At 67.1% G+C, this 14,756-nt stretch carries 11 protein-coding genes; 10 read left to right on the top strand and 1 reads right to left on the bottom strand.

All coding sequences use genetic code 11. The annotated features are described in order from the left end of the window. Positions 1-8 precede the first annotated feature (8 nt). From hutH to O9271_RS13915, 8 genes are all read left to right on the top strand, one after another. Entirely contained in the window at positions 9-1,526 is a 1,518-nt protein-coding gene (gene hutH, locus O9271_RS13950; protein ID WP_298270829.1) for a histidine ammonia-lyase, read from the top strand. Further along, entirely contained in the window at positions 1,526-3,187 is a 1,662-nt protein-coding gene (hutU, locus tag O9271_RS13945) for a urocanate hydratase (protein ID WP_298270826.1), read from the top strand. The genes hutH and hutU overlap by 1 nt, the downstream gene beginning before the upstream one ends. Before the next feature lie 32 nt (positions 3,188-3,219). Continuing rightward, positions 3,220-4,215, top strand: coding sequence for a radical SAM protein (locus O9271_RS13940; protein ID WP_298270824.1), 996 nt, complete (start codon positions 3,220-3,222; stop codon positions 4,213-4,215). A gap of 100 nt (positions 4,216-4,315) precedes the next feature. Beyond that, positions 4,316-5,497 (top strand): imidazolonepropionase, encoded by a 1,182-nt coding sequence (gene hutI, locus O9271_RS13935; RefSeq protein ID WP_298270821.1) that lies wholly within the window; start codon positions 4,316-4,318, stop codon positions 5,495-5,497. Positions 5,498-5,578: 81 nt separating this feature from the next. Beyond that, positions 5,579-8,179, top strand: coding sequence for a tetratricopeptide repeat protein (locus tag O9271_RS13930; protein WP_298270818.1), 2,601 nt, complete (start codon positions 5,579-5,581; stop codon positions 8,177-8,179). Further along, on the top strand, positions 8,176-9,180 hold the full coding sequence (locus O9271_RS13925; protein ID WP_298270815.1) for a polyprenyl synthetase family protein: 1,005 nt from the start codon (positions 8,176-8,178) through the stop codon (positions 9,178-9,180). Before O9271_RS13930 ends, O9271_RS13925 begins: the two co-directional genes overlap by 4 nt. Positions 9,181-9,221: 41 nt before the next feature. Beyond that, on the top strand, positions 9,222-9,458 hold the full coding sequence (locus O9271_RS13920; protein ID WP_298270812.1) for a DUF4321 domain-containing protein: 237 nt from the start codon (positions 9,222-9,224) through the stop codon (positions 9,456-9,458). An 11-nt stretch (positions 9,459-9,469) separates the two neighbouring features. Continuing rightward, positions 9,470-9,724, top strand: coding sequence for a twin-arginine translocase TatA/TatE family subunit (locus O9271_RS13915; RefSeq protein ID WP_298270809.1), 255 nt, complete (start codon positions 9,470-9,472; stop codon positions 9,722-9,724). Between the two features lie 153 nt (positions 9,725-9,877). Here the strand turns inward: O9271_RS13915 and O9271_RS13910 are convergent, their stop codons facing one another. Beyond that, positions 9,878-11,710, bottom strand: a complete 1,833-nt coding sequence (locus tag O9271_RS13910) for a peptidyl-prolyl cis-trans isomerase (RefSeq protein WP_298270807.1) — start codon at positions 11,708-11,710, stop codon at positions 9,878-9,880. A gap of 276 nt (positions 11,711-11,986) precedes the next feature. On the opposite strand from O9271_RS13910, the gene O9271_RS13905 reads away from it, so the two are divergent. Further along, positions 11,987-14,305: a tetratricopeptide repeat protein gene (locus tag O9271_RS13905; RefSeq protein WP_298270805.1), complete on the top strand. Its 2,319-nt coding sequence runs from the start codon at positions 11,987-11,989 to the stop codon at positions 14,303-14,305. Beyond that, positions 14,302-14,742: a type II 3-dehydroquinate dehydratase gene (aroQ, locus tag O9271_RS13900; protein ID WP_298270802.1), complete on the top strand. Its 441-nt coding sequence runs from the start codon at positions 14,302-14,304 to the stop codon at positions 14,740-14,742. Before O9271_RS13905 ends, aroQ begins: the two co-directional genes overlap by 4 nt. Positions 14,743-14,756: the final 14 nt, after the last annotated feature.

Below are 14,756 nucleotides of genomic sequence, written 5' to 3'. Positions count from 1 at the left end.
GAGCGCAGGTGCTGCAGCTCGACGGTCGGACATTGCGCATGGTGGACGTGGTCGCCGTGGCAGACGAACGGATGCCGGTGGCGCTGGCTGACGATGCGCGTCGGCGGATGGAGCAGACGCGTCAGGTCGTCGACGCCGCGGTGGAGCGCGGCGCTCCCGTCTACGGCGTGAATACCGGCTTCGGCAAGCTCAGCGAGGTCACCATTCCCCTGCCGCAGCTGGCGGCGCTGCAACGCAATCTCGTGCGCAGCCATGCCGCCGGCGTTGGCGACGCGCTCCCGGAGCGGGAGGTGCGCGCCATGATGCTGCTGCGCGCCAATGTCCTGGCGACGGGCTATGCGGGGGCGCGGGCACAACTCGTCGACGCGCTCATCGGCATGTTGAACGCGGGGCTCTGGCCCCCCGTGCCGGAACAGGGGAGTGTGGGGGCGAGCGGCGATCTGGCGCCGCTCGCGCATCTGGCGCTCGCCGTCATGGGCGAGGGACGCCTGCGCTGTGACGGCGCCGAGGACGAGGCGAACGTGCTCATGGCACGTGCCGGTGTCATGCCGACGGTGCTGGCGGCCAAGGAGGGACTCGCCCTGATCAACGGGACGCAGGCCCACACAGCGGTGGCCACGCTGGCCTGCGCCGAGCTTACGCGGCTGTGGCGTGCCGCGCATGTCGCCACGGCCATGAGCCTCGAAGCCCTGCTTGGCACCCCCGATGCATTCGATCCCCGCATTCAGGATGCGCGAGGCCAGCTCGGCCAGCGTGAATCGGCGGCGCTGCTGCGGGCGTTGCTGCATGGCAGCGCGCTCCGCGAATCACACCGCCATGGTGATCCGCGCGTACAGGACGCCTATGCACTGCGCTGCGTGCCGCAGGTGCATGGTCCGGCACTCGACACCCTGCGCTTTGCGCGCGGCATTATCGAGCGCGAGTTGAATGCGGCCACCGATAACCCGCTGGTCCTGTCGTCCGGGGAGTTGCTGAGCGGGGGCAACTTCCACGGACAGGCGGTCGGGATGGCGAGTGACATGCTGGCCATCATCACCGCGAATTTGGCCGTCATCAGTGAACGACGCATCGATCGTCTCGTGCACCCCGACTTCAACCAGGGGCTGCCCGCGTTTCTCGCCGGACAGCCGGGGGTCGAATCGGGACACATGATGTCGCAGGTCACGGCGGCGGCACTCGCCAGTGAGTGCAAGGCGCTGGCTCACCCGGCCAGCGTCGATTCCATCCCTACGGACGGAAACAAGGAGGATGTCGTGCCGATGGCCATGCATGCGGCGGTGAAGCTGCGTCGCGCCGTGCGCAACCTGCGACACGTTCTCGCCATTGAGTGCATCGCGGCCGCCGAGGCGCTGGAGCATCGCCGGCCGCTCCGCAGCAGCACGGCCGTCGAAACCGCTCATCATCGCATTCGCACGCTCGTGGCGCCGGCATCAGGTGACCGGTCCCCTTCGCCGGACATCGTGCGGATGGGCGACGCGCTGGCCGCGGGTGTCTTTGACTCGCTCACAAACATGGTGACCATCTGATGACTCCGGGTTCACGACCAGTCCGCGCGCCTCGTGGCGCGATGTTGCGTTGTCGCGGGTGGGAGCAGGAAGCGGCGCTGCGGATGCTGATGAACAACCTCGACGCCGAAGTAGCCGAGCGTCCCGACGACCTGGTGGTGTACGGCGGTACCGGGCGGGCTGCGCGCTCCTGGGAGGCGTTCGACGCGATCGTGCGCACGCTCGAGACACTCGATCACGATGAAACGCTGCTGGTCCAGAGCGGGAAGCCGGTGGCGGTCTTCCGTACGCATGTTGACGCGCCGCGCGTGCTGCTGGCGAACGCCAATCTGGTCGGGCGCTGGGCGACATGGCCGGAGTTCCGACGGCTGGAGACGCTTGGGTTGACCATGTATGGGCAGATGACCGCCGGCTCGTGGATCTACATCGGGTCGCAGGGCATCGTACAGGGGACCTACGAGACCTTCGGCGCGGTCGCCACGCGCCACTTCGGCGGGTCGCTCGCCGGACGCCTGGTGGTGACGGCCGGTCTAGGGGGCATGGGCGGCGCACAGCCGCTGGCTGCAGCGATGCACGGCGCGGCGGTCCTGGCGGTGGAGGTGGACGCATCGCGTATCGAGATGCGCCTGCGCACCCGCTACTGCGACCGGCACACCGCATCACTGGACGAAGCGCTGACCTGGCTGCGCGTTGCACAGGCGGCGGGCACCGGGCTGTCCGTGGCGCTGCTCGGCAATGCCGCGGAGGTCCTGCCCGAACTCGTGCGTCGCAACATCACCCCCGATGTGGTCACCGACCAGACGAGCGCACACGACATGCTCGTGGGATATGTGCCGCTCGGGGTAGGCCTTGAAGAGGCCGCAGACCTCCGGCGGGCAGATCCACAGGCCTATGTCGAGCGCGCGACAGAGAGCGTGGTGGTGCATGTGCGGGCCATGCGGCAGCTGCAGGATCGTGGCGCCGTCGTGTTCGACTATGGCAACAACATCCGCACGGTGGCCTTCGATGCCGGGGTCGATGACGCGTTTCGCATTCCCGGCTTCGTGCCCGAATACATTCGGCCCCAGTTCTGCGAGGGCCGCGGCCCGTTCCGGTGGGTGGCCCTCTCGGGAGATCCGGCGGACATCCTGCGCACCGACGCCCTGGCGCTGGAGCTGTTCCCCCACGATGTTCAGCTTCGTCGATGGATCACGCTCGCGCAGGAGCGCATTGCGTTTCAGGGGTTGCCGGCGCGCATCTGCTGGCTGGGGCAGGGGGAACGGGCGCGTTTCGCGCTCGCCCTCAACGATCTCGTCGCGACTGGCGAGCTGAAGGCGCCGATTGTGATCGGACGCGATCATCTCGACACCGGGAGCGTGGCGTCGCCGTTCCGCGAAACCGAGGGAATGAAGGATGGCAGTGACGCCATCGCCGACTGGGCCATCCTGAATGCGCTGCTCAACGTGGCCAGCGGAGCCAGCTGGGTCTCCTTTCACCATGGTGGGGGCGTCGGGATAGGAAACTCACTGCATGCCGGGCAGGTGATCGTCGCCGACGGAACGGCACGCATGCGGGCGCGTTTGGAACGGGTACTCACCAACGACCCCGGGATTGGCGTGGCACGACACGCCGACGCCGGGTATCCCTCGGCTCTCGAGACGGCGCGACGCGAGCACATCCGTCTGCCCATGCTCGAAGGCTGAATCGCGGCGGTGTCGCGTTCTCACGGAGTCTCATGCTGTCCAGTCGCTACAAGCCGTATCACGTTCCCATCTTTCTCGCCAAGTACGCCTGGTTGCGTGCACGGCGCCGCCCGGTGCTGCTCAACTTCGAAGTCACCATGCGCTGCAATGCGCGCTGCGGTTTCTGCGACTACTGGCAGACGCCCGCCAGCGAGAAGCAGCGCGAATGGGCGAACTTCGCCGAGATCGCCCGTCACTTCAGCCCCATGCTTGTCACCTTCACGGGTGGCGAGCCTACGCTGCGGCGGGATCTCGAGGATATCGTGCGGGCGGTTCGACGCAGCGTGCGGTATACGTACGTGCAACTCATCACCCATGCCGGCATGCTTTCGCTGGAGCGCGCGCAATCGCTCTGGGATGCCGGGGTGGATCAATTCAACATTTCGCTCGACTACCTCGACGGACGGCACGACGACGCGCGCGGGATCCCCGGGCTCACCGCGAAGATCCTCGACCTCGTACCGCGCATGCGAAAGGCCGGCATTGGCGGGGTGCGGTTCAACACCGTCATCAAGAATGACAACCTCGATCAGATCATGCCCATTGTCGAGCGGGCGGCGGCGCTGGGGGGCGGCGTGAACTTCTCGGTGTACACCGCGCTCAAGAACGGCAACGAGCGCCACCTGCTGCAGGGGGTCGATCCGGAGGCCGTTCAGCAGGTGGTGAACCAACTGCTCGCCTACAAGAAGCGCCGCGCGGGGGTCATTACCAACTCCGACTACTACCTCGAGCAGATTCCACGCTACGTGCGTGGCGAGATGACCGAGCCCTGTCGCAGCGGATCCACGACCATCCACATTGATCCGCAGGGGCAGGTCCGGCGGTGTCCCGACTTCAAGCCTGACGGTCCGTGGGAGTCGTACCGCGGGTACGCCCCCATCGACTGCAACGCCTGTTACTACGCCTGCCGTGGTGAAGCGCAGGCGCCGCTGCGGCTGGCGTCCCGGGTTCGTGACGTCATGGCCACCGTCACCCCTACCGACGTCTGAGCCGAACGCCATGGTCGAAGCCGTGCCGACTACGCTTTTTCTGAACGCCGCGCAGACCGTCACCTGTGCCGGTCCCGGTAGGGCTCGGCGTGGGGCGGAAATGGCAGAGGCTGGGGTCGTTACTGGTACTGGCGTGGCCGTGCAGGGCGAGCGCATTGTTGCCGTGGCCACCGACGATGCGCTGCGACGCACCTACCCGAACGCCGCAGAGGTAGATTGCGGTCGGCGCTTGCTGGCACCGGGATTTGTGGATTCCCACACCCATGCGGTCTTCGGCGGCGCACGGTTCGCGGAGCAGGAACTGCGGGCGAGTGGCGTCCCCTACATGGAGATTGCCCGCCGCGGCGGGGGGATTCACAGTTCGGTGCGTGATCTACGCGCCCGCAACGATGACGACCTACTCGCCCTGACCGTGGCGCGGCTCGGCCGTCTGGCGGCCGGGGGCGTCACCACGATCGAGGTCAAGAGCGGTTACGGTCTCAGCGTCCACGACGAACTCCGGACCCTGCGGATCATTCGCCGTCTGGCCGGTGAGGGGCCATGGCGACTCGTGGCCACCTGTCTCGGTGCTCATGAAATCCCACTCGAGTACCGGGAGCGGCCCGGTGGGCGCGAGGCCTGGATCGATACCCTCTGCACCGAGCTGTACCCGCAGGTGGCGGCCGAGCAGCTGGCGGCCTTTGCCGACGTGTTCTGCGAACCGGGCGTGTTTACCGTGGACGAAGCGCGGCGGCTCTTGACCGCCGCCAGAGGGCACGGCCTGCTCCCCAAGCTTCATGCCGACGAACTGCACGATGGCGGTGCCGCGCTTCTCGCGGCCGAAATGGGGGCGGCGAGTGCCGACCACCTGGCCGCCATTGCGCCCGCCGGGATGACCGCGCTGGCAGCCAGCGACACAGTGGCCACACTGCTCCCCGCCACGATGCTGTTCCTCGGGACAGGGCGCCAGGCGCCTGCCCGGCAGCTGATCGAGGCAGGCGGGGCCGTGGCCCTGGCCAGCGATTTCAACCCTGGAACGTCCCCCTTGCAGTCATTCCCTCTCGTGCTCACGCTGGGGGTGAGCCAACTGCGCATGTCGGCTGCCGAGGTGTGGATCGCGGCCACGGTCAACGGCGCGGCGGCGCTGGGGCTTGCCACCATCACCGGCCAGCTGGCCGTGGGGTACCGGGCCGATCTCGCGATTCATGACGTGGAGGACTACCGGGAGTTGCCTTACTGGTTTGGCGAGCGTCTGTGTACGGGGTCGTGGATGGACGGCCGTGCTTGTCACGTGACGCCCTGAGCCGTAGATAGCTCAGGATCGGCGCATCCCCACGGCGCTGTTTTGTGACCTTTCCCGCTACCTGGAGATCCACTCGAACTCATGTCCAACGCCGCGAAGCACCGAAAGAAGGCGGCTGAGTTCGAGCAGCTCAAGCAGATCGACCGCGCCATCGCCGCTTATGCGAAGGCGATCGAGGAGAGCGAAGCTGCCGGAGGAGAGGTCGATGTTGCTCTCTACAACAAGGTCGGCGATCTGGCCCTGCGACAGGGCCGTGTGCCTGACGCGCTGACGTATTACGAGCGCGCCGTTGAGCACTACGCCACGTCGGGGCTGTTCAACAACGCCATCGCGCTCTGCAACAAGATTCTCCGCAATGCGCCCGGCCGCGCCAACGTGTATTTCACACTTGGTCGCATTTCGGCACGCAAGGGGCTGCGCGGCGACGCCACGCGCAACTTCCTCGAGTACGCGACGCGCATGCAGCAGGACGGGAGAATCGAGGAGGGGATTCGCGCACTCGCCGAGGTCCTCGATCTCATGCCCGAACTCAATGACGTGCGCACGATGGTCGAGGAGCTGGCCTCGCGCTCGGGTATTGCCTTGCCAAGGCGCAAGACGCCCCTGCGAAACGAGCGGGTCGCAACGCCCGTGGCATCGCCCTCAGTCCGGGAGCAGAAGTCGCAGGATCTGGTCTTCCTTGACGTCGAGTACAGTGGCCCGAAGCATACGCCGCCGCGCGGGGCACGTGTGCCCACACCAGCGCTCATCAACGTGGTGCCACCGCCGGCGCCAACGGACAGCGTGCCGGCTGAGCCCCTTGGCACCCGAAGCCTGTTGCCGGCCCCCGGGCTCCCCTTGCTCGATACCAGTGAGCGCGTGCCTGTGCCGCCGGTCGTCGACGAACCGATCGAGACGCTCGAAGGGCTCGCGCCAACGGCCGAGAGTGAGCTGGAGTTCACCCCCCGTGGCACCGTAGAGCCGCCGGTGCCCGATGGTCTCGAGGCCAACGGCGACGTCGCGCAGGGCGCCGCGACGTCACTCCTCGATGGCTTCACGCTCGATGACGCGCTCGCGCCGTCCGGGTTCGACGCTGCCCCCGTGATCGAGACGGAGCCGACGATCGACATAACGTGGATCGTCCCACCGGAGCCGGAGTCCGAGGTGGCGCAGCTGGCCGGCGTGGTCAGCGATGACGTTGTTGATGCCGCGAACGACCCCGGGGTGGTCCAAACCATCTCCACGGAGTTCCCGCCGTACGTGGAGATGGTGGTGCCCGCAGCGGATCCCACGCCGCCGCCTCTCGTGGCGATCGAGCTGGAATTCATTCCGGAGCAGTTGCCCCCGGATCGCCCACCGTACCGCCTCGATCCGCACGACTTCATCCTTCCCGGGGAGCTGCCCCCGCTGCGCCTCGACGACACGGTCGTTGAGGCAGGACTTCAACAGGCGGTCTCGGCTTCACTCGCCGCCGCCGCTGACGCCCCGGTCGTGCCGTCTCCCGCGTCCGAGTCGGCGGTGGTTTCCCTCGACGTGCTGCCTCCCGCGGTAGAGCTCACGTCGCAGGCCGAGATGGCGAGCACGGCCGATATCGAGCGGGGACCCGCCTCGGAGCCCGCCGTCGAGATCGACGCGGAGGCGGAGGGGGAGCGCCCGGGCACCAGTCGTGGGGTCGGGGTGACACCGTCGCTGCCGATTGCGGCGGTCGCCGAAGCGGCGCAAACCGTTGCCTCCTCTCGGCGCGATTCATTGCGCGTGGCGGTCGGGCGTATGCCTAAGAACTGGCTGCTCCGTCGCCGGCTTGCTGAGGCGCTCTTCGAGTCGGGCGAGCGTGATGCCGCCCTGCACGAACTCGAGACGGCGCAGCAGGGCTTGTTTAACGACGGGGAGTTCGTGGCGGCCTCGGATATTGCCGAGGAACTCGTGCAGGTCAGTCCAGACCGCGTCGGGTACCACCAGAAACGGGTCGAGCTGGCGGTGCGCAGTCACGACCAGCAGTGGCTGCGCATCGCCTATCTTGACCTGGCTGATGCGCTGGTACGTCTGGGGGAGGAGGGACGGGCGCGCGCCGTATATGCGCGTGTGCTCGAAATCGACCCGTACGACGATCGAGCCCGCGCGGCGCTCGGTGCGGCGGCGCCCCCACCCCCCGCACCGGTGTCGCGGCCCGAAGCGCGGTTCGTGGATCTTGCCGACTGGCTGAGCGACGACGACGCGCCAGCCGACACCCGCATGCGGATGCGGGAGCCGGCGATCAGTGGCGACGAACAGGCCGATTTCGATGCGCTGCTCAGGCACTTCAAGGAGGGGGTCTCGCGTTCCCTCGGAGAGGACGATTTCGAGAGTCACTACGACCTTGGTGTGGCCTACAAGGAAATGGGGCTGCTCGACGATGCGATCGCGGAGTTCCAGAAGGCGCTCCGCAGTCGTGCGCACCGGTTGCCGGCATATGAAGCCCTCGGGCAGTGTTTCGTGGAGCAGGGCCGCTTTCAGGTGGCGGCTACGGTACTCTCCCGGGCGCTGTATGAGCCGGGGCTCACCGACGACCAGCGGGTGGGGGTCCTCTACCTGCTCGCATATTCCTGCGAGGCACTGCAGCGCAAGGACGAGGCCCGTAGTTATTTTCAACGCGTGTACGCGACCGATATCAACTTCCGTGACGTGGCCGCCCGCCTGGCGGCTCTCGAGCAGGCGCCCCGATGACGCTGAGTACGCGGACCCCGTCCGCGCTGGCGGCGGCGCTGCGCGACATCCAGGCGCCCGTGCGCCCCGATCTCGAAGCCGTGGGGCAGGAGCTGTGGCGCATCGTCTCTGCCGACGTGCCGCTCGTGCAGAATGTGCAGGAGCATCTCATGGGTATGAAGGGGAAGCTCTTCCGCCCCACCCTGCTGCTGCTCTCCTCCAGCGTCGACGGGGAATCGCCGCGGAAAGCCGTTACCTTCGCGGCCATCATCGAGCTCATACACCTCGCCACGCTCGTGCACGACGATGCGGTCGATCACTCTGTCCTGCGGCGAGGCATGCCGACGCTGAACGCACTGTTCAGCCACCAGGTCTCGGTCATCATGGGCGACTATCTGTACTTGCGTGCCCTGCGGGAACTCGTGACGATCGGTGACCTTGAGGCGATGCGGGCCATCACCTTCGCGTCCAACGAAATGACGCTCGGTGAGATTCGCCAGCTTGCGCAGTACGATGCGTTGTCGTTCAGCGAGAAAGACTATGAGACCCTCATTCGCGCCAAGACTGCCGCCCTGTTCATGGCGGCATGCGATGTGGGAGCCCAGTGTGGTGCGCCGCAGCATCGCGAGGCGCTTTCCCGCTTCGGTGAGCGCCTCGGCATGGCGTTTCAGGTGGCTGACGATCTGCTCGATTACACCGAGCAGCAGGAGATGACCGGTAAGCCCAGCGGGCTCGACCTCAAGGAACACAAAGTCACCCTGCCGCTGATTTCCGCCCTCCGCGAAATGCCCGCTTCGGCGCGCGCGCGCGTGGACGCCCTGTTCGAATGTGCGGAGCCCGAAGAGGAGGCCATCGCCGAAGTGGTGACCATCGTACGGGAGCACGGTGGCCTCGACTACGCGCGACGCCGTGCCGATCAATACTCGCGCGAGGCGGAGGAGGCCCTGGCGGAGCTGCCCGAGGGCCCCTCCAAAGCCTCACTGCTCGATGCCATCGGGTACGTCGTGGAGCGGCGCTGGTAATGGCCAAAGGACCGTCGAAGCACCGTCCGTTTTTTCATCTCATGGTGCTCGCCTCGGGCTTCGTCAGCGGAGGTCTGCTCACCCAGGTGGCCCGGCGCTTCCTCCCCGCCGGGGCTGTCAAGGAGTTCCTCACGACGGGGGTGACGCCGGCCGTTGGGCCACTTCCCGTGGATCTGATTATATTGAAGTTCGCGGTTGGACCAGTCGCCCTGGATGTCTCCCTGTTGAGCCTCCTCGGGGTATTGATCGCTTACCTCATCGCGCGGTCCCTCTTCTAGGAGCGTTTCCCATGGGTCTACAGAATTTCGGTTTCATGGAGATCATGATCATTCTGGTGATCGTGCTCCTCCTCTTCGGAGCGAAGCGCATTCCGGAGATCGCAGGGTCGCTCGGCAAGGGAATCAACGAGTTCAAGCGCAATCTCAGCGACGCGCAGCGCCAGATCACCGAGCCCCCCCGTGCGGAGCAGCAGATTGCTCCCGGTACGCCGGTGACGGCCGCGCGCGAGGAAGAGCGTCCGGAGCCCAAGCGCCTCATGCAGTAAGCCGCCGCACGGTCGGCGGATCGGAAAGGGCACCGCCTCGGCGGTGCCCTTTCTTGTTTCTTGGCAGTGGCTGTCAGGCAGTTGCGAGCACCCCAAACAACAGAACGCCCCCGCGAGCTCTGCTCGCGGGGGCGTTCGTTGCGTCAACGGAGGTCAGCTATCCGACTGCCGACGAAGCTGCGACAGCACCTCGGCGCGACGATCGTCCACCTTTACGCTTTCGCGCAGCCCGGTGAGGTATTCGTCAACTTTCTGCTGACGAAGCGACTGCAGGTATTGCTGGCGCTGCACGCTCTTCTCCGCTTCGAACGCTTGGCGGTTGGCGGTCGTACGGGCATCGACGCGCAGCACGACCATGGCATCGGGCGCCACGAACGGGCCGGCGACCTGACCAACGGGGGCGGCAAACGCCGCGCCAACCGCCGCCGAGAACTGGCCGAGCCCCGGTACGGCATCGAGCCGCGTGAAGGGAGACGACTTTTCCACCGTCAGGTTGCGCTGGGCCGCCGCCGCATCCAGCGTCAAGCTCCTGGCGGCCTGCAGGAGCTGCTCACCCATCGGCCGGAGCTTCTCAATCCGCTTGTCCCGGGCGAGGCGACGACGAATGTCCTCCTTCACGTCGGCGAGCGGCGCCTGGCCGCCCTTGGTGAGGGAGTCGAGGCGCGCGAGGTAGTACGCCTCAGGCGAGTCGAACAGATCGCTCGTTTCGCCGGGACGTACGCCAGAGAAGGCCCATGCGCTCACGCTCGGCACATACCGGCCGGCAAACGACAGCGGCTCCTTCTCCACCGCCACGACGCTGGCGGCGGTCAGCCCCAACTGCTTGGCCGCCTCATCGAACAGCTTCGGGTCTTCCTGGCTCCCGGCCTTGGCTGCCAGGGAGTCGGCCCGACGGTCGGTGCGCGTGGCGCTCGCATCGCTCTGCGCGATGTTGATGAGGATATGCCGGAGATCCAGCGTGTCCCCCTGTCGAGAGTCGACGCGGATGATGTGCCAGCCGAAGGGCGTGAGCACCGGCTGCGAAAGCTCCCCGGGCTTGAGCGCGTAGGCCGTCTCCTCGAACTTCGGCGTAAACCGGCCACGGCCCCCCTTGCCCAACACGCCACCGTTCGCGCCCGACACCGAGTCCGCCGACGAACGCTTGGCCACGTCCTCAAACTTGGCGCCCCCCACGATTTCGGCGCGCACTGCGTCGATGCGTGCCTTGGCATCGGCGGAATCGGCCGCCGTGACTGCGCGCGGTACCGTCAGCAGCGACACCACGGCACGCCCTGGGCGGTCGAAGCGCTTCTTGTTCCTTGCGTAGAACGACGAGATCTCGGCGTCTGTGACAGTGACGGCCGTGTCCGTGAGGCTGCCGGGGCTCAACGCCACATAACTCACGGTGGCGCTGTCATGCCGGTCCTGATACACCTGCCAGAGCCGTTCGTCGGAGATGTAGGCACCGCTGGCGATCTGGTCGAACAGCTTCTGCTTCGGGATCTCATTGCGGTAGTACGCCTCGAGACCAGCCAACGTCCCCGACTGGCGCGCCATGGGGCTCGACAGGAACCGTTGATACTTCTGCATGTCGAAGCGGCCGTCCGTCTGCAGGTCCGGCGACTGCAGGACCTGCGGCGGCGGAGCAACTCGTGCCGCCTGAAGGATTTCGTCGTCAGTAACGGAAATGCCCCGACGCTTGTACTCCTGCTGCAACAGCAGCTCCGTCACCAATTCGTTGAACGCCCGCTCCTCGAGCTGCTGGCGTTCGTCGAGCGTGATGGTACTGCCGGTCTGCTGCTGCCGCTCCTGCTCGAGCGCCGTGACGGCGTTCTGCCACGTGGTGAGGAGGATCTCCTCGCCGTTCACGGTGGCGATGGACGTGGTCGTGGTGACCGGTGCGCGACCAGCCAGCCCCGAGGTCTCGTACAGCAGGAAGCTGCCAACGAACGCCACGATCAGGATGATCCAGATGTACTTCGCGGCGCTCCGCATCGATTGCAGCACGGGGCGTGACTCCTTCGGTCGGGAAAAGCGGGCAAACGGAAAGGCACACGCACCTCCCTGGAGACAGGCGTGTGCCACAGAGTCCGGAAACCTAGCCAGCGCGTTCTCATAAAGGCAAGACACGCCAGCACTTCCCGTCACTGTTTCACGATTGACTTCCCAGGCCTCACGGGCGAAGAATTCCATCTTCGCCAACCCTGCGCAAAAGCACCGCGGCCATGCCGCCGGTGTGACAGGGGGCAGGCCGCGGGATACCACCATGAGGGCACCGCACGGATGAGCACCGCCGCCCGGATCGAAGAACTCCGGAAGAAGTTCGATGAAAACCCGCGTCGCTACTTCGCGCCGCTGGCGAACGAACTCCGGAAAGCTGGGGACCTGACGCAGGCCATCGCGCTGTGCCGCGAGCACCTGCCGAAGCAGCCCGGCCACATGAGTGGGTACATCGTTTTCGGGCAGGCCCTGTACGAAAGCGGCGCGCTCGACGAGTCGCGCGCGGTCTTCGAGCAGGCCCTGGCGCTCGATCCAGAGAACCTGATCGCGCTGCATCATCTCGGCCATATCGCCAAGCAGCAAGGGGACACCCCCGCCGCCCGCCGTTGGTACGAGCGCTCACTCGAGACCGATCCGTTCAGCGACGACATCGCCCTGCAGCTGGCGTCGCTGGCCACGCCCGTCCGCTCCCAGCCGGCCGTGCCGACGCCTGCCGTCGCGCCCCCGGCGGTGCCTGCCGAGTCTGGCCTACCGGGTGAGCGGGAGCCAGCCTTCCAGGACACGGGGGACGGTCAGCCCCAGCTCATCCTGGGGGGCAGACCCACGCCACCGATTGGCGACCAAGCCATCAGTGCGCTGCCGCCGGCCCCCACCTCCGACGTCTCGATGGGGGCAGTGGGCTTTGCCATGGTCAATGCCAGTCTGCGCCCACCCGAGAACCCGGAGCCCATCGATCTTGCTGACGACGCGGAGGTCCCGGGGCTGGCCGTTCCCGATGCGGCCCCGATGGCGCCGCCGGCCTCGGACGATCCGTTCCGCTTCGGCGAGGCCAGCGAGGTGGAGCAAACGCTCGACTCCGCATCGGTCGAACCGGTCGACTTGGAAGCGGCGTTCGAAGAGGGGCTGGTCGCGGCGGGATGGCCCGATGCCGACACGCTCGCCCCACGGTTGCCCACGCCGCGTTCCACGGCCGCGGTGCCGGTCGACGTGCCAGCGGCGGCGGCGGAGGCCTTCGGTCGCGAAGTCGGGGATCGCGTACCGGTGACGGTCCCGCAGCCTGAGCCCGATGTGTACCTCGGTGAGGCCGACCTGCAACCATCGGCGGCGGCCGACGCAACGTCCGAGCGGCCGGATTCACAAACCGTCGGGCTGGAGGCGCTGGCGGAGCCCGACCCCGCGGAGACGTTCGAGGTCGTTGCGGTGGTCGAGACGCTGGAGGTCGAAGCAACCGAGCTCGTCTGGGTGAGCACCGATGCGCCGGCTGAAGCCAGCCCGGTGGCGGCCGTCGATGAGGTTGACGACCTGACGGCCGAGGCGGATCTGCCAGGGGACCTCCCGTGGCTTACGGCGTCCCGCACGCCGGTGGCCGAGGTCTCCGCCATCATGCAGGCGCTTGAAGATGATGCGCGGGCCAGCGGGGAGTCCGAGGACGTATCGGTGTCGTTTTCGCGCCCTGCCGATTCGCTCCCCCTCCCGGTGGCCTCGCAATGCGAAAGCGAGGCGGAAACCAGCTTCGTGGGCGTGACCCCGGATACCGCAGGCGAGTTCGATCATGCTGTCCCGGAAGCCGGTCAGGGACCGACGGCCACACCGGCCGGTAGTGTCCCGGCGTTCGTGACCGAAACAATGGGGGAGCTGCTCGTCGCGCAGGGGTTCGTTGACCGTGCCGTCGAGGTATACGAGGAGCTGGTGCGTCGTCGCCCGTATGACCCGGTGCTGTCGGCGCGGCTTGCTGAGCTGCGTGAGCAGGAAGCGCATGCGTTGCCGCTGGCCCTGTATACGGCGCGTGAACGGTATGCAGCGCTCGCGACGCGTCGGGTGGTTCGTCGCACGCCGGTACCGGCGCCTGTGGCCGTCGCCTCGCCGGTCATGCCGCGCCGCACGCCATCTGTTGCCGCGCCGGCAGTGCCGACCCCCCGGTCGGTCCCGATATTCGTCGTCCCGTCGGCGTCCACTCCAGCCCAGGGTGCCGATGAGTCCCTCGCGTCGCTGTTCGGCGCCCCGACGGTGCTGGCCGATGACGCCGCCGCGCACACGTTGGCCAACGCTTTCGCGCCTCAGCCTTTGGAGGTCGAGTCCCCGGTGGGTCGCTTGTTCGGTCACAGTGACGCCCCCCGCGCGGCGACACCCGGGTACAGCGCGGCACGTGCGGTGACCCCTGCACGGCCAGCTACGCCGCTGTTGGCGGCACGTACCGACAGCGCGTCGTCGGATTTCAGCTTCGATCGGTTCTTTCCGGATCCTGCCCAGCCACGCGGGCACACCCAAGACAGTGGCCCCGCCTCAGGTGAGGGGACCAGCGCGGCAGCGCCTGGTGCGCCGGGCGCCGGCAGTGATCTCGCCCAGTTCTCCCAGTGGCTCAAGGGGTTGGGGGACGTGTGATCATCGGCGTACTGAACGGTCCCAATCTCAATCTGCTCGGCACCCGTGAACCGGCGATCTACGGCACCACGACCCTCGACGAGATCGTCGCGCGTTGCGGTACTGTGGCGGCCGACCTCGGTGCTGAGGTGCGGGCTTTTCAGTCGAATAGTGAAGGGGCGCTCATCGACCAGCTGCACGCGTGGCGCGGTGTTGCCCACGGTGTCGTGATCAATGCCGGGGCGTACACGCACACCAGCATCGCGCTCCGCGATGCACTGGCGGCCACGAATCTACCGTTCGTCGAGGTACACCTGTCGAACATTTATGCCCGTGAGCCGGAGCGACGGTACTCCGTCCTCGCGAGTGGTGCCATCGGCCTCGTCTGCGGCCTCGGTGCCAGTGGATACGAGTTCGCGCTCCGCGGACTCGTCCAAACGTTGCGAAGCCGGAGCTGACCCGATAGCATCGC

The organism is Gemmatimonas sp. (genome assembly GCF_027531815.1).
GTDB lineage: Bacteria > Gemmatimonadota > Gemmatimonadetes > Gemmatimonadales > Gemmatimonadaceae > Gemmatimonas.
The sequence above is the reverse complement of the archived record's forward strand: the minus strand, read 5'-3'. Positions and strand labels throughout refer to the sequence as shown.

Coding starts and splice junctions, on each gene's coding strand:
- O9271_RS13915 (WP_298270809.1), top strand. CDS start 9,470: ATGGGTCTACAGAATTTCGGTTTCATGGAGATCATGATCATTCTGGTG.
- O9271_RS13925 (WP_298270815.1), top strand. CDS start 8,176: ATGACGCTGAGTACGCGGACCCCGTCCGCGCTGGCGGCGGCGCTGCGC.
- O9271_RS13940 (WP_298270824.1), top strand. CDS start 3,220: ATGCTGTCCAGTCGCTACAAGCCGTATCACGTTCCCATCTTTCTCGCC.
- O9271_RS13930 (WP_298270818.1), top strand. CDS start 5,579: ATGTCCAACGCCGCGAAGCACCGAAAGAAGGCGGCTGAGTTCGAGCAG.
- O9271_RS13920 (WP_298270812.1), top strand. CDS start 9,222: ATGGTGCTCGCCTCGGGCTTCGTCAGCGGAGGTCTGCTCACCCAGGTG.
- hutI (WP_298270821.1), top strand. CDS start 4,316: ATGGCAGAGGCTGGGGTCGTTACTGGTACTGGCGTGGCCGTGCAGGGC.
- hutU (WP_298270826.1), top strand. CDS start 1,526: ATGACTCCGGGTTCACGACCAGTCCGCGCGCCTCGTGGCGCGATGTTG.
- O9271_RS13905 (WP_298270805.1), top strand. CDS start 11,987: ATGAGCACCGCCGCCCGGATCGAAGAACTCCGGAAGAAGTTCGATGAA.